Genomic DNA, 18,416 nt, shown 5'->3' with positions numbered 1-18,416 from the left:
ACGACGGCGGCCCCGGCGCGCGTGCTGGGGCCGCCGTCCTGCGGGCGGGTCAAGGCTTGGTCAGGGGGTGGCCCGGCGGAGGGTCAGGTAGGACCCGGCCGCCAGGGCCGCGCAGAACAGCGCCGTCCAGCCGGAGGTGCTCAGCGGGGTCTGGGCCACCAGCCACCCGCCGACGGCCGGCCACCAGCCCTGCCAGGCGATAAGGCCCAGCAGCCCGATCAGGACCACGGCGATCGCGACCCATGTGATTAACATCCCGGTCGCCTGCCAGCGCTTGTAGATGGTGGCGAACCAGAAACCGATCATGAACAACGCCACCATGGCGATGAAGTAGAACAGGATCTGCACCATCGGGCTGCTGTCGGCGATCCAGCCCAGGGCATACATCCTGCCGTTGAAGCCCCAGCCGCCGGTGGCAATTTCCAGCAGGCCCAGCAGGTAGTACAGGACACTGACGGCAAGGGCGACCACGGCGAACAGGCCGACGGTGCCGAGGTAAAAGGTACGGCGGCTCACGCTCATCGCCTGCGAGAACGGGAACGTCAGTGTCAGCGACTGAATGCCCAGCGCCAGGAAGTACCACATCACCGCCTGCGCGGTTCCGGAATACAGCGTGCCGCCGTCGGCAGGAATCATCGCCCAGATGGCCAGGGTCACCAGAAAGGAGGCCAGCAGGATTACGGCGGGGATGCCCAGGAAGGTCCACTTATTGATCAACTGCATGCGCGCTACGTTGATGACGCGGTTCATTTCAAGACCTCCAGCTCGGAGTCGGCATCGGCGACGGCATCGGTTGCAGCAGTGGTCTTCCGCACGACCAGTTGTTGGAGCGACACCGGCGCCAACTCCACACCGAGTTCCGCAGCCTCGGCGTGTTCGCCATCCGAGAGCCTGCCGTCGATGGTCCACGAGGCCAGTGAGCCCAGCGATTCGCGGTGCAACACTTCCCGCCCCACCGCGAAGGACCTGACCGCTTCAGCGCTGCCGGCCACGGTGAAGGCCGTCCCGCGGATCGCTTCGGCGTCGTCGTCCATGATGACCCGGCCGCGGTCGATCAGTACGACGTGCTCCAGCAGGTTTGCCACCTCATCGATCAAGTGCGAGGAAAGGATGATGGTGCGCGGATGGTGGGCGAAATCCTCGACCAGCCGGTCATAGAAGATCTGGCGGGCCACGGCGTCGAGCCCCAGATACGGTTCGTCGAAGAATGTTATCTCCGCGCGGGATGCCAGCCCGATGATCACGCCGACGGCGGAGAGTTGGCCGCGGGAAAGCTTCTTGATCCGCCGTTTGGGCGGGAGCTGGAAATCCTCGACCAACCGGTCTGCGTAGGCCTGGTCCCAGTTCCGGAAGAACAGGGCGGCGGACTTGAACGCCTGCCGGGGCGTGAAATCGTCCGGGTACTTCTGTGATTCCCGGATGAAACAGATCCGGGACAGCACGGCGTCGTTTTCATACGGGTGCTGCCCGAAGACCAAGGCTTCACCGCTGCTCTGGAAGCCTTGGCCAGTGAGCACCGACATCAGGGTGGTCTTGCCGGCGCCGTTTCGACCCAGCAACCCGTAGATCCGGTTGCCCTCCAGACGCAGGCTGACGTTGTCCAGTGCCTTGGCATCACCGTAGGACTTGCTCACCTGCCTCAGTTCGATGGCTGGTTTGTTCTGGTAGCTCATGGGGACACGCTTCCCTCTGTCATGTCGCTGGTGGACTCGGTGCGGTGGAGCATGGCAGTCAGCTGTTCGGTGCTGATACCCAGTTTTCGTGCTTCCCGGGCCATCGGCTGAACGTACTCGCGGTAGAAGTCGTCACGCCGGCGGGCCAGTAAGCGGGAGCGGGCTCCGGCGGCTACGAACATGCCGATCCCCCGCTTTTTGTACAGAATCCCGTCATCGACCAAGCGGTTGACGCCTTTGGCCGCGGTGGCGGGATTGATCCGGTAGAAGGCGGCGAACTCATTGGTCGACGGCACCTGGCCTTCCTCGGCCAGCGCCCCGTCCACGATGTCGTTCTCAACTCGTTCGGCGATCTGGAGGAAGATCGGCTTTGAGTCATCGATCACTGCCGCCTCCCTTTCCCGGCCCATTGCACCCCTAGTTGGGCTGGGTGCACGGGTTCATTACTCATGTAGCTAACCATACAACAGGTGGAGTACGTGTCAACTGGAGGAGGATTGGGGCGACTGAACGCCTAGGCCGAGCCGGCCCGGAGCTCGTACGCGGGCTCCGGGGTGCGGACGCCAGGCAGTTCCCGTCAATTCGGCGGCGGCGCACTTGGGCCAGCGGGCATCAAGGTGGCGGCGCAGGCCCCGTCAAGGATGTGAGGGATCACGGTGGCGGCGGACTGCCGTCAAGGGGTGTGAGGGCGATGCCTGGCGGCCGGCGGCCCGTCAACGGCGTGAGGGCAGCACGGTGGCGGCCGGGGGCCCGTCAAGGTGTAAAGGCAGCGGGGTGTCAGCGGAGTGGCGTCCGTCGCCGTAAGGACCGGTGGGGGCTAGAGCAGGATTCGTGGTGCGGAGGAACTGGCGGCGGAACGGAAGGTCTACAGGGCCGGCGGCAAAGCTGACCGATGGGAGGATCAGCCCTTAGCAGCTACCTACGCCCGCCGGTTCCTGATCTTGCGGATCCTGGTGGTCAACCAGTACAGGCCAGCAACAACGACAACGACAATGACGATCTTCTGGAAGACGCCGGCGTACTCCTCCACGATGTGCCAGTTCTCTCCCAAGTAGAAGCCGGCCAGCACAAAGATGCTGTTCCAGATCAGGCTCCCGGCTGCGGTGAGCGCGAGGAACTTGCCCATCGGCATGCGCTCGATGCCGGCGGGGATGGAAATCAGGCTGCGGAAGATAGGGATCATGCGACCAAAGAAGACTGCCTTGTAGCCGTGGCGGTTGAACCAGGCTTCCACCCTGTCCACATCTTCCAGGTCGATCAGCGGAAGCTTGTCGGCGATGGCGCGCATGCGCCGTCGGCCCAGCCAAGCCCCCAACCCGTAAAGCGCCCACGCGCCGATAATCGAGCCCATCGTGGTCCATACCAGCGCCTCGATAAGGCTGAAGCTGCCGCGGCTGGCCGTGAAGCCTGCCAGCGGGAGCACCACTTCACTGGGCAGCGGCGGGAAAAGATTCTCCAGCGCGATCGCCAGACCCGCGCCTGGTGCCCCGATGCCTTCCATCAGCCCTACGGCCCACTCGGCCACCCCGGTGAGGGCAGAGGTATCATCTGCGGACTGGGCAGGGCGGGGACCGGACATCAGGTAAGGGATCAGCATGCTCATCGTGTACAAGTCTGCCTTACCGCCCCCGTCAAGACCGAACCGGGCGTCGGGTCTGGACGGTCCGGACACCCGAAGAGGTGCAGTTCGCGCGCAATCCGCGCAGCTATAACTTAGTTGCCCTTATTGCTGGATGTGGGAGGCTGCGCCTACACATCAGTCGGAAGCGCCGACGGCGCCGTGCCCGCACTGTCGACTCCCCTAGAGCCGCTTCGGCGGCGATCACGGATCTGAAGGCACCACCTGCAGCGAGTGTGCCTGGCAGTGGTGGCGGGGTGGATGTGTAGGTGTGTCCGGTGGGGGTGGTGGTTTCCACCGTGTGGTGCGGTCCGTCGAGGGTGCGGCTGGACCAGCCTTCGGCTTCCTTTGACTGGTTGCATTGTTCACACAGTCCCTGGCCGTTGGCCATGGTCGTTTCACCGCCCTGCGTCCAGGGCACGATGTGGTCGATGTGCCGGATCGGGGCGTCGCACCAGGGCCTTGCGCAGACGGCGTCGCGGGCGTGGATCATCCGGCGCATCCCATCCGGGAATCTCCGTGCGGCCGAGTCCATCCCCAACAGCTGCCCGGTCCCCGGCTCGGTGTAGAGGCGGCGGACCCAGACGTCTTCCACGCTGGCCTGTTTCAATACCTTGGTGCGTTGGGCCTGCTCGCGGGCGGTCTTCCAGCCCGGCTCGGTCCCGGCCGGCGGCGCCTTCTGCCCGGCCCCGCCCCGCGGGCTGCCGCCGGTTGCTGCCAGTGCTGGCGCCGGTGCCGGCGGTTGCGGCGGGCGGGTGAGGTTGCGGGCGTAACGGGCCGGGACGATGCCGTGCCCGGTCAGCCAGGCCGGTTCGGCCTCGCCCCGGAGCAGGGCGCGGTCGGTCATCACCAACTGGATTTCCAGCCGGGCCGGGTCGGCGGTGCTGCGGCCGGTGACGCGTTCGAACACGGTATCGGCCATCAGCTGGCCCCGCGACCGGGGGTCGCCCGTGCTGCGCAGCCGGTCCGCTTCCTTGTGCAGGGCTGCCATCACCGCCACCCCCTGGACGACCGGCAGCAGGGTCCGGACCGAGACCATCGTGTCCGGTTCGGGCCGGGAGGACACATTCCGGTCCGCTTCGGCCTTCGCCGCCCGCTCCACCACCGAGCGGGGATCGAGCCGGTAGGCCAGGCGTTTGGCTTCGGCCCGCAGCGCACGGTTCCCGAGCCCGTGCAGCCGCTCCCGGTTCCCGGCCAGTTCCCGGTCCACGCGGGCCCGGTGCTCCGGGGACAGGCAGCCGGTCTCCTGGGCCAGGATCTCGGCCCGGTATTCGTTCAGATCCCCCGCGGCCAGGGCGGCCAGGGTGTGCGGCATCTGTGCGACCAGGGTCCGGGACAGGTTCAGCAGGACCGCGGCACGGTGCGGAGACTCGCGCCTAGCCAACCCGATCTGGGCGGCCACCCCGGCGCCCTGCCGGTCTTTCGGGACCCCGGCGCAGGCACGGCGGGCACGCACCGATTCCTCCAACGCGACCTGCACCCTGGCCTGCGCGGCCGCGGCGGCAGCCTTCAAACCCTCCAGCGCCGTAAGCTCCTCCACCAGTTCCCGCTCCGACGCACCCACGTCGATGCCCTCGAGGGCAACGGCCGCAGCCCGAACAGCGGCAGACCGCATCGGACCCGCCGTCGGCCCGGCGCCCCGCAACAAACCGCTGCCGGCAGACGGGGCTGTGGCAGGTGGTCCTGCTTCTGATGCTTGGGCGGGCGGGGCTGTGACAGACGGGGCTCCGGCAAGTGGTCCTGCAACAGGCGATGCTGCGGCGTCCGCGGCTGCGGCAGAGGTGGCTGCGGCACTCGGCGCTGTGGCAGACGATCTGGGCGCTAGCGCTGCTGCGGCGGGTGGTTCGGGTATGGCCGGATCAAACATCTCAGCGTCTCAATCTTCAGCATGCGTGCTGCATGGCCTCGACTACGAGCGGTCACGAACCCTGCACGGATCCGCAGACGCCGCCGACAAACCCACAACCCGGCGGCCAACGATGGTGCTGAACTGCTACTGAAAACAGGCTATCCGCCGCCACTGACAGTTTCGGGCGATGCAGAAATCCTCCGCAGAAAGCGGTCAGTCCGCAGGTGTGGGGGCGCCGCAAGCCGCCGACAGTGGCCCCTCCGCTGCGGCGGGTCCCCGGCTGCGGCGGGTCCCCGGCTGCGCTGCGGCACGGCCTCTCCGATTCCTAGCCGAGTGCCGCCACTATGTGAGGCAGCAGCGCGCGGAACGCCTGGCCGCGGTGGCTGATGGCGTTCTTTTCCTCCGGCCGCAGTTCGGCGCAACTGCGGTCCATCCCCGCCGGCTGCAGGATGGGGTCGTAGCCAAATCCGCCGGAGCCGCGCGGTTCGGCCAGCAGGGTGCCCGCCAGACGGCCCTCCTCGACGGCTTCGAGACGCGCCGACACGACGCTTGCTGCGCAGACGAACGCGGCCCCGCGGTGCTCGGGCGCGATATCGGACAATTGGTTCAAGAGCAGGCGCAGGTTCGCTTCGTCGTCGCCGTGTTTCCCGGCCCAGCGGGCCGAGAAGATGCCGGGCGCCCCGCCGAGTACGTCAACCGCCAGGCCCGAGTCGTCGGCCACCGCCACCAGCCCGGTGGCTTCGGCCACTGCGCGTGCCTTCAACAGGGAGTTCTCCGCGAACGTGAGTCCGGTTTCGGCAACGTCCGGGACCCCTGCGGTGGCAGCGTCGATCACTTGGGTGTCCACGTCGAGCCCCGGTATCTGGCCGCGCAGCAGGTCTCGCAATTCGCGCAGCTTTCCCTGGTTGCGGGTGGCCAAGACCAGCCGGGGCTTGATTTCCTGCCCGGCGTCCGGCGCTCCGCCGGGCTCGGCGCCTGCGGCCGCGGTGTCAGCCACGGATGACTTCGCCCAGCGTCTCCGCCAGCGTGTCCCGCTGGATCTGGGCCAACTGGGCGGTGCCGGCAAGAGCCAGGTCCAGCAGCGCGTCGAGTTCCGCGCGGTCGAACGGCGCGCCCTCGGCGGTGCCCTGGACTTCCACGAACTGGCCGGATCCGGTGACCACCACGTTCATGTCCGTTTCGGCGCGCACGTCCTCGACGTAGGGCAGGTCCAGCATCGGCACGCCGTCGATAATGCCGACGCTCACGGCCGCAACGGTATCGGTGAGCGGGCGGGCCGAACGGGCGATCAGCTTCTGTTCTTTAGCCCAGTGCAAGGCGTCGGCAAGGGCCACGAAAGCGCCGGTGATGGCCGCCGTGCGCGTGCCGCCGTCGGCCTGGAGCACGTCGCAGTCCAAGACGATGGTGTTCTCCCCCAGCGCCTTGGTGTCGATGACCGAGCGGAGCGAGCGACCGATCAGCCGGGAAATCTCGTGCGTGCGGCCGCCGATCTTGCCTTTGACGGATTCGCGGTCGGAACGGGTGTTGGTGGCACGGGGAAGCATCGCGTATTCAGCCGTCACCCAGCCGCGTCCTTCGCCCTTCAGCCAGCGGGGCACGCCCGCGGTCACCGATGCGGTGCAAAGCACGCGGGTGTTGCCGAACTCGATCAGCGCCGATCCTTCAGCCTGGTTGGACCAGCCGCGAGTGATGCTGATCGGACGCAACTGCTCGGGCGTCCGGCCGTCGGCGCGGGCGGCGGCAGCGGGCATGGCGGAACCTGGATCAACATCAATCATGAGTCCACCCTATCGGCTCGCAGCGGCCGCGGTCGCTCGGGGGCCGGAGCTCGCAGCCGCCGCAGCCCGGAAGACGTAGCCGCCACCGGGCCGTGGCCGCCTAGACGCCGGCGCCCGACTCCGTCCAAGAGCCGCCCGGAAGGCGTCGCCGCCACCGCTCCGCTGCCGCTTAAACGACGTAGCTGACGCCGGCTACCGCGACCGCGAGATCGCCGACGTAGGTTTCGCGGGCCTCCTCGACGGTACGCACGGAGTCGTTCCAGACGGGCAGGTGGGTCAGCAGCAGCCGCCGGACCTGCGCCTCGGTGGCAGCGGCACCAGCCCGCTTTCCGGTGAGGTGCACGCCGTCGACGGCGTCGTCGCGTCCCTCGTGGAAGGCCGCCTCGCACAGGAACATGTCCGCGCCGAACGCCGCTTCGACCAGTGCGGGACAGCTGTCGGTGTCACCGGAGTAGGCCAGCACCCGCGTGACCGGCCCCTCGGACGTGGGCTCCGTAGCCTCGACCCGGATCGCGTAGGCCTCATCGACGGGGTGGCGCACCGGATACGGCGTGATGGTGAACGGGCCCAGCTTCACCGGTTCCCGTTCCGCCCAAACGTGGAAGTCGAACTCCTCTTTCATGCCCGGATCCAATTCCAGCCCGTAGGCGGTGGCCATGCGGTCCGCCGTGGCGGCCGGCCCCCACACGGGGATGCGGCCCTTGGTCCAGCCGTCGGGATTCCAGCGCACCGCCACATGCAGGCCGCACAGGTCCATGCAATGGTCCGGGTGCAGGTGGCTCAGGAAGACGGCGTCGATATCCTCCAACGCCATGTAGCGCTGTGCGGTGCCCAATGCGCCGTTGCCCAGGTCGAGCAGGATGCGCCAGGTCCGCTCGCCGTCGTGGGCGCTGACCAGATAGCACGACGCCGGTGACTGCGGTCCGGGAAACGAGCCGCTGCAGCCGATGATGGTCAGGTTCATGCCCGCTCCCCCGGGTTGTACTGCCCCGATGCACCGGCGAACGGCGAAACCTTCGGGCCCGCCTGCGCCCCGGCGCGCGCGGCGGCAACCATCTCCGGGGTGATCCTGGCCATGCTCCCGGTGGGATACTGCGCCGCCACGTGCTCCACATGCTCCACGGCGATCACTTCCGGCCCCAGGAACCGGCGCGCCAGCACCTCGAAGGATGCTGCGTCGCCCGTGGCAATGAAGTGGTGCCGGCCCGGCGTCCCTTCCGGACGCAGCAGATCGTGGGACACCAAAGACCGGTAAACGTCCTTGGCGGTCTCTTCCGCGCTGGAAACCAGCGTCACGCCGTCGCCCATGACGTAGGAGATCACGCCGGTCAGCAGCGGATAGTGCGTGCAGCCGAGCACCAGCGTGTCCACGTCGGCACGCTTGAGCGGCTCCAGGTACTCCTCGGCGGTGGACAGCAGCTCCTGGCCGGCCGTCACGCCGGCCTCCACGTATTCCACGAACCGGGGGCAGGCCACGGAGGTGACGTCGAGGTGCGGCGCGGCGGCGAAGGTGTCCTCGTAGGCGCGGGAACCGACGGTGGCCGAGGTGCCGATCACGCCGATCCTGCCGCTCCGCGTGGAGGCGACCGCGCGGCGGACGGCTGGCTGGATCACCTCGATCACCGGGATGCCGTAGCGGGCCGTGTAGCGCTCCCGGGCGTCGCGCAGAACGGCGGCGGAGGCGGAGTTGCAGGCGATCACGAGGAGCTTCACGCCGGCGTCCACGAGTTCATCCATCACGCCCAGCGCGTTCGCGCGCACCTCGGCGATCGGCAGCGGCCCGTAGGGGCCGTTTGCGGTGTCGCCGACATACAAGATGGATTCGTTGGGCAGCTGATCTATCACTGCGCGGGCCACGGTCAGCCCACCCACCCCGGAATCAAAGATGCCGATCGGAGCTGCGGGTTGGATCAACATCTTCAGTTTCACTGCCTTTCCGGGCTCATGTTCACTAGAGGATAAGACGTTGGCGGCCGGTTGAGCGAACTTCTGCGCGGCTTCTGTTAGCCATCTCACAGTGTTTCCCCGCCGACGGCGGCCTCCCGACCCGGGCGCCGCCTGGGCGCGGACCCGGGAAGGTTGCGGCCCATTCCCGGGTCGCCGTGGCCGGGCCGACGCAGGGCGTGGCCCCGCGATCTCGGGGCCTCGGTTTCACGTGTCTATGGGCCCGACGGGACGGGCGTGGCTCAGCGGTGCAGGCCCGACGGGGCGTGGCTCAGCGGCGGCGGCCCGACGCAGCATGGCTCAGCGGTGCCGGCGCGCCGGGGCGTGGCTCAGCGGTGCCGGCCCGACGGGTGGTCCAGCCCGTCCAGCAACGCCTGCATCAGGGTCTCCTGAAGCCACGTCATGAAGTTGTAGACCAGCGCCAGATAGGTCTCGAGGTCCTCGGCCTGGGACCAGTCGTCGATCTCATGCAGGGCCTGGGCGTCCTCGTCGGTGCGCAGCTCCAGCCGCTCGGCCAGCACCAAGCGGACGTCGTTCACGGCCCGGGCGAACAGCCGGGCCTGCTCGTCGGTCAGGTGCAGCGGCGTCTGTTCCAGCAGCAGCGCGCTGGCGCGCAGCGCCCCGAGCTTGTCCTCCCGCAGCGAGCGTTCGGTGAGCCTGCGGAACTCCAGGGCCTCGCCGTCGTCGTGCTCCACAGCATCCGGCAGCAACCGGAGCAGCGCGGGGTCCCGGGGCTTGGCGGCATCCATGTCCAGGCCGACGATCGCCGCGAGCGGATCCTCGTCCTGCCGGTCGACTTCCAGCATGGCGACGACGTCCGCGAACAGCTTCCGGATCAGGTCCCGCTCGGCGGGTTCCAGGAACCCGGTGATTCCCTTGCGCGTGTGCTTGAATGCCTTGGCCATCTACGCCTGGTCCGCCTTCTGGTACGTGGCCCACAGGCCGAACGAATGCATCGCCACGGTGTCCCGCTCGGCCTGCTCGCGGCTGCCCGTGGCCACCACTGACTTCCCCTGCTGGTGCACCTCGAGCATCAGCTTGCGGGCCTTGGTTTCCGAATAGCCGAAGTAGCTTTGGAAGACATAGCTGACGTAGCTCATCAGGTTGACCGGATCGTTCCACACGATCACGACCCACGGGGTGTCCTTGGCCGTAAGTTCGGCGGATTCCGCGCGGCGGGACGTCTCGATATCCGAGTCCAGCACGGTTGTGCAGGAGGGAAGGATGCTCACGGTCATGGCTTCCATTGTAGGCAGGGCGCGCCCTTCCGGCCCGACGGCGGCACGGAACTCCGCGGACGGCGACTGCGGCACGGAACTGCCCGGAGGGCGACGGCGGCACGGAACTGCCCGGAGGGCGAAACAGGATTAGAGTCGGGGATGTGAACATCGCAGCCGGCTGGGCGCACCCCAGCACCTCCCTGTACACCGACCATTACGAGCTGACCATGCTCCAGGCCGCCCTGCACTCCGGCGCGGCGCACCGGCGTTCGGTCTTCGAGGCGTTCGCCCGGCGGCTGCCGGAAGGCCGCCGGTACGGCGTGGTGGCCGGAACCGGCCGGATTCTGGAGGGCCTGGAACACTTCACGTTCTCCGAGCACCAGCTGGACTTCCTGGCCCGCACCGGCGTGGTCGACGCGCGCACCATCGACTGGCTGGCCGATTTCCGGTTCTCCGGCGACATCTACGGCTATGCCGAGGGCGAGGCCTACTTCCCGTATTCGCCGATCCTGGTGGTGGAGTCGAGCTTCGCCGAGGCCTGCGTGCTGGAGACCTTCATCCTGTCCGTGCTGAACCACGACAGCGCCATCGCCTCGGCCGCCTCGCGGATGACCGGGGCCGCCGGCAGCCGGCCCTGCATCGAGATGGGGTCCCGCCGCACGCACGAGGAGTCGGCGGTGGCTGCCGCCCGGGCCGCGGTGATCGGCGGCTTCTCCAGCACCTCCAACCTGGAAGCCGGCTACCGGTACGGCGTCAAGACGGTGGGCACCGCCGCCCATTCCTTCACCCTGCTGCACGACACCGAGCAGCAGGCCTTCGAGGCACAGCTGGCCTCGCTGGGTGTGGGAACCACCCTGCTGGCGGACACGTACGACGTCGAAACCGCCGTCCGGACGGCCGTGGACCTGGCGGGTCCGGAGCTGGGCGGCGTGCGGCTGGATTCAGGCGACCTGATCGCCCAGGCCCAGTGGGTGCGCCAGCTGCTGGACGACCTGGGCAACCACCACACCCGCATCACCGTCACCTCGGACCTGGACGAATACGCGATCGCGGCCCTCGCCTCGGCTCCGGTGGATTCCTACGGCGTCGGCACCGCGCTGGTCACCGGATCCGGTGCCCCGACCGCCAGCATGGTCTACAAACTGGTCAGCCGCGAGGGCAGCAACGGCGAGCAGGTGTCGGTGGCGAAGGCGTCGAAGAACAAGATTTCCGTCGGCGGACGCAAATACGCGCTGCGCCGGCTGGACGAGCACGGGTCGGCCACGGCCGAGGTGGTCGGCATCGGCCACCCGCCCTTCGACGACGGCAACGACCGCCCGCTGCTGCAGCAGTTCGTCACGAACGGCAAGCTGGCGGACGGCTGGACCGGCGCCGAGGGCGTCCGCCGCGCCGCCGAACGCCACACCGCTTCCATGGCCGAGCTGCCCGGCGCCGTGAACCGGCTGCAGCGCGGCGAGGCCGCCATTCCCACCGAATTCGAGGAGCAGCCATGACACGCGCACTGATCATCGTCGACGTCCAGAACGACTTCTGCGAGGGAGGCACCCTGGCCGTCGACGGCGGAGCGAAAACTGCCGCCGACATCAGCGAACATTTGGAGACCCGGCCGGACGAATACGACGTCGTGGTCGCGACCCAGGACTGGCACGTGGATCCGGGCAGCCACTTCTCCGACGAGCCGGACTTCGTGGACAGCTGGCCGCGGCACTGCGTCGCCGGTACCCGCGGGGCTGATCTGCATCCCGACCTGGACACCGACCGGATCGACGCCTACTTCCGCAAGGGCCAGTACGACGCCGGCTACTCCGGCTTCGACGGACTGCTGGCGCCGGCGGATGAGGTTGCCACCGGGGAGCGCGAGGGCGACGAGGAGGAAGAGCTGGTCGAGATGCCCAGCCTGGACGACTGGCTGCAGGAGCACGGGGTGGACGAGGTGGTGGTGGCCGGGCTGGCGACCGACTACTGCGTCCGCCAGACCGCCCTCGACGCCGCCCAGGCCGGCTACGCCACCGCCGTGAACCTGGCGCTGTCGGCGGGAATCAACGCCGGGCGCGTCGAGAAGACGTTGGCCGAATTCAGCGACTACGGCATCGACGTCATCGAGTAGCCGGCCGGCCGCCGGCTACTTCCGGCCGATGAACCAGTCCTGGAGCTTCTTCAGGCGCCGGTTCAGCTGCTCCTCGTTGGCCTGGGCCACCGGCGGACCGCCGCAGACCCGGCGCAGCTCGGAGTGGACCACGCCGTGCGGCATGCCGGAGCGCGCCGACCAGGCGGACACGTTCTTGGCCAGCTGGTTGCGGAGTTCGGTCAGCTGCCGGTGGTCAACCACGGCCGGGGCCGGCTCGGGATCCGCGGCCCCGCCCGAACGCTTGCGTTTGCGCGACTGCTGTTCCTGCTGGCGCTGGCGCAACAGCATGCCCACCTGCTCCGCGTCCAGCAGCCCCGGAATGCCCAGGAAGTCCAGTTCCTCTTCGCTGCCGAGCTCGCCGCCGGTGCCGAACTCGGCGCCGTCGAACAGCACGCGGTCGAAAGATGCCTGGGAGTCCAGTGCCTCGAACTTCTGCTTGGTCAGCGCATCCGAGGCCGACTCTTCCCGGTTGGCCTGCTCCATCAGGGCCTCTTCGGGAATGAAGCCCTCGTCGTTGTCCTTGTCCGGCCGGTCCAGCGCGTGGTCGCGCTCCAGCTCCATCTGGTTGGCCAGTTCCATTAGGTTCGGCACCGACGGAAGGAACACCGACGCCGTTTCGCCGCGCTTCCGGGCGCGCACGAAGCGGCCCACGGCCTGCGCGAAGAACAGCGGGGTGGCCGTCGAGGTGGCGTAGACCCCGACCGAGAGGCGGGGCACGTCCACGCCTTCGGAGACCATGCGGACGGCGACCATCCAGCGGCTGTCGCCGGCGGAAAACGCCTCGATCTTTTCGGAGGCGCCGGCGTCGTCGGAGAGGATGACGGTGGCGGATTCCCCGGTGATCTTCTTCAGCTGGCCGGCGTAGGCCCGCGCGTCCTCGTGGTCGGTGGCGATCACCAGCCCGCCGGCGTCGGGCACGGCCCGGCGGACCTCGGTCAGCCGCTTGTCGGCTGCCGCCAGCACCGACGGGATCCATTGCCCCTGCGGGTTCAGCGCCGTGCGCCAGGCCTGCGCGGTGATGTCCTTGGTGACCGCGGCCTCGCCGAGCGACGCGGCGTACTCGTCCCCCGAACTGGTGCGCCAACGCATCTGCCCCGAGTAGGCCATGAACATGACCGGGCGCACCACGTGGTCGCGCAGGGCGCTGCCGTAGCCGTAGGTGTAGTCGGCCCGCGAGCGGCGGATGCCGTCCTTGTCCTCGGCGTACTCCACGAACGGGATCGCCGCCGTGTCCGAGCGGAACGGGGTGCCGGTCAGCGCCAGGCGCCGGGCGGCGGGTTCAAACGCCTCGCGGATGCCGTCGCCCCAGCTGAGGGCGTCGCCGCCGTGGTGGATCTCGTCGAGGATCACCAGCGTCTTGGCGGCCTCGGTCTTGGCCCGGTGCAACAGCGGCTTCATGGCCACCTGCGCGTAGGTAACGGCGACGCCGATGAAATCGCGGCCGTGCGAACCGTCCGAGTTCTTGAAGTTCGGATCGATCGCCAGCCCAACGCGCGCCGCGGCGTCCGCCCACTGGCGCTTGAGGTGGTCGGTCGGGGCGACGACGGTGATCCGGTTAACGATCCCCCGGTCCACCAGTTCGGTGGCCACGCGCAGCGCGAAGGTCGTCTTGCCCGCGCCGGGGGTAGCCACGGCCAGGAAATCCTGCGGGGCCATCTCGAAGTACTTCTGCAGGGCCTCGGCCTGCCATTGGCGCAGTTTGGGGGCGGTGCCCCAGGCAGCCCGTTCCGGGTAAGCCGGCGGCAGCACCGGTCCGGCGCCGAATAGTGTGTCGTTGCTCATGTGCCGGCCTCCTCCCGTTGTTCCTGTCCGTTTTCAATCCGTTCCGCGCTGCGCCAGCCGGTGGCGATCCCGCCCGCCGCCACCACGGCCAGCACCAGCCAAATGACCACGTAGACGCCCACCGAGCCCGGGTTGTCCGGATCCCGCAGCAGCGCGAACAGTCCTCCCGCCCCGGCGGTACCCACCACGCCGCCCAGCTGGTCGGCCAGTTGCAGCGACGCGGAGTTCCGTCCGCGCTCCTGGGGGGCGGACAGCTTCAGCACCATCACGGACGTGGTGGACAAGGCCATGCCCATCGAGAACCCGGCCAGCGCCCAGACGACGATGAGCGCCGCGAGCGGCACCGACGGCGCGGACACCAGCGCCATCAGCCCCATGCAGGCGGTCAGGATGCCGGATCCGATCACCAGCATCCGGTGCCGGGCGGTCTCGACGCGTGCCTGCAGCCAGGAGCCGATGCTCCAGCCGACCGCGCCGGCCGTCAGGGCCAGGCCCGCGGTGGCCGGCGAGATGCCGTGCGCCGCCACCAGCATCAGCGGGATGAACGCCTCGGCGCCGAAGAATGCCAGGTTGATCAGTCCGCGGGTGGCAATCACGCTGGGCAGCCCTCGACGCAGCCGCAAGGTGCCCGGCGGCATCAGCTTGGGCAGCGCCGCCAGCGCCAGCACCACGCCGCCGGCCGCCAGCGCGTACATCAGCACCAGCTTCCCGGCGGACCCGCCGGCGACCGCCTCGAACAGGGCCCACTGGGCCAGGAACACGCCGCCGGCCAGCAGCAGACCCCGCATCGCCTGCAGGCGCCCGCCGCGCTTGTCCGTGGTCGGGTTCTCCGGGGCTCCCACGCTGCCGGTCTGCGGCCAGATGACCAGCACGGCCAGCAGGAAGATCGGCGCCACGCCGTAGAACACCAGGCGCCAGGAAAGGTACTGGGCGACGACGCCGGCGGCCAGCGGCCCCACCAGCGACGGCACCACCCAGGCCGCCGCCAGCCAGCCAAAGACCACCGGCTGCAGCCGCTGCGGATAGACCTGTCCGATGATCACGTAGACGGCCACGATTGCGAACCCGCCGCCCAGCCCGGCCACGGCGCGGCCCGCGGTGAAGATCCAGAACTCCCCGGCCACCCCGGACAGGACCAGCCCGGCGACCATCAGCACCAGCCCCGCGGCGAGGGCCGGGCGCGGGCCCTTCGCGTCGCACCAGACTCCGGCCACCACGCTGGCCAGCAGCGAAGCGGTCAGGAACATGGAGAACGCCAGCCCGTAGGCGGACTTGCCCTCCAGGTCGGCCGCCACCACCGGCATCGCCGTCGCCACCGCCACGGCCTCGAACGCCGCCAGCGTGATCACCGTCAGCAGGCCGATGGTCAGCGGCCGGTAGGCAGCAGACATGGCGCCGGGCGCGCGGATGGCGGTGGATTCGGGCATCAAAAAACCAGGGCTGACTTTCTTGGCAGGCAGGGGGAAGCGCGGCGGGCACCGGACGCGCCCGCGCTCGTGGGGTGGGGAAGGTTACTACTTCTTCTTGCCGGAATCGTCGCCGCCGGGGCGCAGGCCCTCGTAGATGGCCTTGCAGTCCGGGCATACCGGGAACTTGTTCGGGTCGCGGCCGGGCACCCACACCTTGCCGCACAGGGCGATCACCGGTTCGCCGGACAGCGCCGACTCCATGATCTTTTCCTTGCGGACGTAGTGCGCAAAGCGTTCGCGGTCGCCGGGCTCAAGCTCTTCGCGGAGTTCTTCACGCTCGATCGTCGCGGTGGACCTGCCCGGGGTCTGCGGCGCGCGGGGGTCGTTTTCGAAAGGATCCGGGGGAAGACTCATGCCACCCATCTTAACCCCTGAAACGGGAACGACGACGGCGGAGCCCGGCTCCCCCGTCGTCGTCGCCCGCCGCCGCGGCTGGGTTTGTGTGCTATTTGTTTTTGGCCACGGCCTGGAGGAGTTCCGGCGTCCGGCGGTCATACCAGCGGCCGCCCAGCTCGATGCCGACCACCAGCAGGACCGCACCGAGCACGAGGCCGACCGCCAGCGCCAGCCATCCCCACAGCGCGTCGCCGGTGAAGACACCGATCAGCGCCAGCACCAGTTCCGGCAGCGAGAGCAGCACCAGCACGCCGAGCCCGCCGAGCTGGACCAGCATCATCCGGGCTGTCGAGCCGGGCGGGGTCTTGAACGGGCTCTCCCCCGGCAGCGGCACGTTGTAGGTGTAACGGGCCGAGACCACGCTGGACAGGCCCAGGCCGGTCAGCAGCACGCCGAGGGCCACCCCGGCAACGGGCGGGAGCAGGTGCCACCCGCCGATGAACACGAACGGCAGGACGGTCAGCACGACGGTGGCCGGCAGCGCGATCACCGCGCAGGCCGCGGCCCGGCCGATCCGGTCGGCGCGTCCGCTCACGCCGGTGGTGACGTGCAGCGCGAACGCCGTGTTGTCGTAGGCGATGTCCGCGGAAATGCCGAAGGACAGCAGGAAGGCGATCATCGGGCCCATCCACAGCATGAAGGTGAAGTCGCCGGTCTGCGAGAGGCCGAAGAAGACCGCCACCGGTATGAGCGGAATGGAAACCAGGGACGCCCCGTAGCGGGGATCCTTGAACCAGTAGATGAGCGCGCGCGCCGCCACGGCTCCGGCAGGGGTTCCGGGCATCCGGGAGAACCAGCCCAGCCTGCCGCCGGCCTTCCGGGACACGGCGTTGTACGGCGGGGTGACCAGCGCACGGGCCAGGCTGAGCTTCCAGAGCCAGGCCAGCACGGCCAGGAAGGCCACCGCGATGAGCAGCCGGGCGCCGGCCGGGCCCCAGTTGCCAAGGGCCAGGTCGCCGGGGACGGCCCAGACCGCTCCCAGCGGCGACCAGGCCAGGCCCTCGGCCAGGGCCGGCAGGAAGTCCTGCGAGCTGCGGAACCCCTCGACGATGCCGACCATGATCGGTCCCAGCAGCACCAGCGGGATGATGCCGATGACGCCGCTGAGGTCCTTGAACCGGCGCGAGCTGGCCAGCGTCGTGGACGCCGACGTCGTCACGCGGGAGAGCACCACGCACGTCAGCGTTGCGATCAGGGCGCACAGGACGGCGGCCACGAGCGCGGCCGGGTGCTGCCACCAGGCGGCCGCATGCCCGAGCGCGGCGACCAGCGTCACCACGCCCGGGATGCCGACCAGCCCGCCGATGGCGAGCCCGAGCAGCAGCTGGCGCATGGGCACGGCGTAGGTCACGAACCGGGCCGGGTCCAGCGTCATGTCCACGCCGGTGGCCATCATGGGGATCAGCGCCCAGCCCAGGAAGGCCGCGGAGCCGCCCAGCACCACCACCATGCGGGCCATGTCCGGCTCGGTGTAGCTGAGGAAGAACAGTCCGGAAATCAGCAGGGCCAGCATGCCGATCGCGTACAGGCCCCCGAGGATCACCCCCACCAGCTGCCACGGGCTGCGTTTGAAGCCGTTGCGCAGCAGCGCCAGCTTCAGCCTTACGAGGTGCGCAACCACTCGAGCCCCTCCGCCTGGGTCCGTCCGCCGACCAGCTGGACGAAGCGCTCTTCCAGGCTCGCGCCGGCGCGGACCTCGTCCACGGTGCCGGCGGCCAGCACGTTGCCGCCGGCGATCACCGCCACGTGGTCGCACATGCGCTGGACCAGGTCCATGACGTGGCTGGACACGATCACCGTGCCCCCGGAGTCCACGTAGTCGTGGAGGATGTCGCGGATGTTCGCCGCGGAGACCGGGTCTACCGCCTCGAACGGTTCATCCAGCACCAACAGCTTCGGCGCATGGATCAGTGCGGTGGCCAGGGCGATCTTCTTGGTCATGCCGGCGGAATAGTCCACCACCAGGGTGCCGGCGTCGTTGGTCAGGTCCATGGCCCGCAGCAGGTCCGGGACGCGGGCGGCCACGGTCTCCCGGTCCATGCCCCGCAGCAGCCCGGCATAGGTGACCAGCTGTTCCCCGGTCAGCCGGTCGAACAGCCGGACGCCGTCGGGCAGCACGCCCATCAGGCGCTTGGCCGTCAGCGGCTCGGCCCAGACGTCCACGCCGTGCACCCACACCTGGCCGTAATCCGGCCGCAGCAGCCCGGTGGCCATGGAGAGCGAGGTGGTCTTGCCCGCCCCGTTCGGCCCGACCAGCCCGTAGAAGGACCCGGCGGGCACGTCCAGGTTGACGCCGTTGACGGCGATCTTGTCGCCGAAGCGCTTGGCCAGACCGCGCACCGCGAGGGCGGGAACGGGTGCCTGGGCGGGAACGGGAGCCTGGGCGGGAACGGGGGCCTGGGCGGGCGCGGCAGCCGGCGCAGCGTCCGAAGGGCCGGGCGCCGGGTACCCCTGCGGGGCGGCGCCGCCCGGCACCGGTACCGCGCTGCTGTTCTGCTCGTCCGGCTGCTGGACCGGAGGGTGTGATGGGTGCGAAGTCATGTGTCCACGCTAACAACC

The 18,416-nt window shown here is 69.2% G+C and carries 18 protein-coding genes; 2 read left to right on the top strand and 16 right to left on the bottom strand.

Annotated elements, in window-relative coordinates; translation table 11 throughout:
* Window positions 1–60: 60 nt before the first annotated feature.
* The 11 genes from AC5RW2_RS05650 to clpS all read right to left on the bottom strand — a co-directional run bounded on the left by AC5RW2_RS05650 (window position 61) and on the right by clpS (window position 10,100).
* On the bottom strand, window positions 61–750 hold the full coding sequence (locus AC5RW2_RS05650) for a hypothetical protein (protein ID WP_494012409.1): 690 nt from the start codon (window positions 748–750) through the stop codon (window positions 61–63).
* Entirely contained in the window at window positions 747–1,673 is a 927-nt protein-coding gene (locus AC5RW2_RS05645; protein ID WP_494073737.1) for an ABC transporter ATP-binding protein, read from the bottom strand. Before AC5RW2_RS05645 ends, AC5RW2_RS05650 begins: the two co-directional genes overlap by 4 nt.
* A complete protein-coding gene (locus tag AC5RW2_RS05640; protein ID WP_494022839.1) occupies window positions 1,670–2,059 on the bottom strand; it encodes a GntR family transcriptional regulator in 390 nt (129 codons plus the stop codon). The genes AC5RW2_RS05645 and AC5RW2_RS05640 overlap by 4 nt, the downstream gene beginning before the upstream one ends.
* 533 nt (window positions 2,060–2,592) lie before the next feature.
* Entirely contained in the window at window positions 2,593–3,270 is a 678-nt protein-coding gene (locus AC5RW2_RS05635) for a DedA family protein (protein WP_494073883.1), read from the bottom strand.
* Between the two features lie 109 nt (window positions 3,271–3,379).
* Window positions 3,380–4,906 (bottom strand): HNH endonuclease, encoded by a 1,527-nt coding sequence (locus AC5RW2_RS05630; protein WP_494073736.1) that lies wholly within the window; start codon window positions 4,904–4,906, stop codon window positions 3,380–3,382.
* A gap of 559 nt (window positions 4,907–5,465) precedes the next feature.
* Complete coding sequence (gene rdgB, locus AC5RW2_RS05625; protein WP_494073882.1) at window positions 5,466–6,077, bottom strand: RdgB/HAM1 family non-canonical purine NTP pyrophosphatase; 612 nt, start codon at window positions 6,075–6,077, stop codon at window positions 5,466–5,468.
* 52 nt (window positions 6,078–6,129) lie between these two features.
* A complete protein-coding gene (gene rph, locus AC5RW2_RS05620) occupies window positions 6,130–6,918 on the bottom strand; it encodes a ribonuclease PH (protein ID WP_493979743.1) in 789 nt (262 codons plus the stop codon).
* 169 nt (window positions 6,919–7,087) lie between these two features.
* A complete protein-coding gene (locus AC5RW2_RS05615; protein WP_494000101.1) occupies window positions 7,088–7,882 on the bottom strand; it encodes an MBL fold metallo-hydrolase in 795 nt (264 codons plus the stop codon).
* Window positions 7,879–8,835 (bottom strand): glutamate racemase, encoded by a 957-nt coding sequence (gene murI, locus AC5RW2_RS05610; protein WP_494001275.1) that lies wholly within the window; start codon window positions 8,833–8,835, stop codon window positions 7,879–7,881. The genes AC5RW2_RS05615 and murI overlap by 4 nt, the downstream gene beginning before the upstream one ends.
* 356 nt (window positions 8,836–9,191) lie before the next feature.
* On the bottom strand, window positions 9,192–9,767 hold the full coding sequence (locus AC5RW2_RS05605; protein ID WP_494022837.1) for a DUF2017 domain-containing protein: 576 nt from the start codon (window positions 9,765–9,767) through the stop codon (window positions 9,192–9,194).
* A complete protein-coding gene (gene clpS, locus AC5RW2_RS05600) occupies window positions 9,768–10,100 on the bottom strand; it encodes an ATP-dependent Clp protease adapter ClpS (protein ID WP_493979739.1) in 333 nt (110 codons plus the stop codon).
* A gap of 143 nt (window positions 10,101–10,243) precedes the next feature.
* On the opposite strand from clpS, the gene AC5RW2_RS05595 reads away from it, so the two are divergent.
* Both AC5RW2_RS05595 and AC5RW2_RS05590 read left to right on the top strand, forming a co-directional pair.
* On the top strand, window positions 10,244–11,575 hold the full coding sequence (locus tag AC5RW2_RS05595) for a nicotinate phosphoribosyltransferase (protein WP_494000104.1): 1,332 nt from the start codon (window positions 10,244–10,246) through the stop codon (window positions 11,573–11,575).
* On the top strand, window positions 11,572–12,189 hold the full coding sequence (locus AC5RW2_RS05590) for an isochorismatase family protein (RefSeq protein ID WP_494073735.1): 618 nt from the start codon (window positions 11,572–11,574) through the stop codon (window positions 12,187–12,189). Before AC5RW2_RS05595 ends, AC5RW2_RS05590 begins: the two co-directional genes overlap by 4 nt.
* 15 nt (window positions 12,190–12,204) lie before the next feature.
* Here the strand turns inward: AC5RW2_RS05590 and AC5RW2_RS05585 are convergent, their stop codons facing one another.
* From AC5RW2_RS05585 to AC5RW2_RS05565, 5 genes are all read right to left on the bottom strand, one after another.
* On the bottom strand, window positions 12,205–13,992 hold the full coding sequence (locus tag AC5RW2_RS05585) for a DEAD/DEAH box helicase (protein ID WP_494000106.1): 1,788 nt from the start codon (window positions 13,990–13,992) through the stop codon (window positions 12,205–12,207).
* Window positions 13,989–15,419: an MFS transporter gene (locus tag AC5RW2_RS05580; protein ID WP_494073734.1), complete on the bottom strand. Its 1,431-nt coding sequence runs from the start codon at window positions 15,417–15,419 to the stop codon at window positions 13,989–13,991. The genes AC5RW2_RS05585 and AC5RW2_RS05580 overlap by 4 nt, the downstream gene beginning before the upstream one ends.
* A gap of 87 nt (window positions 15,420–15,506) precedes the next feature.
* Complete coding sequence (locus tag AC5RW2_RS05575) at window positions 15,507–15,815, bottom strand: DUF3039 domain-containing protein (protein ID WP_494073733.1); 309 nt, start codon at window positions 15,813–15,815, stop codon at window positions 15,507–15,509.
* A gap of 91 nt (window positions 15,816–15,906) precedes the next feature.
* The gene (locus tag AC5RW2_RS05570; protein ID WP_494022834.1) at window positions 15,907–17,478 is read right to left on the bottom strand and encodes a transporter; all 1,572 of its coding nucleotides are present in this window, start codon (window positions 17,476–17,478) and stop codon (window positions 15,907–15,909) included.
* Entirely contained in the window at window positions 17,460–18,398 is a 939-nt protein-coding gene (locus AC5RW2_RS05565) for an ABC transporter ATP-binding protein (protein ID WP_494025638.1), read from the bottom strand. The genes AC5RW2_RS05570 and AC5RW2_RS05565 overlap by 19 nt, the downstream gene beginning before the upstream one ends.
* Window positions 18,399–18,416: the final 18 nt, after the last annotated feature.

This window comes from Arthrobacter sp. B0316-1-20 (assembly GCF_059091865.1).
Note: the sequence above shows the minus strand (reverse complement) of the source record. Positions and strands in the feature narration are given on the sequence as shown.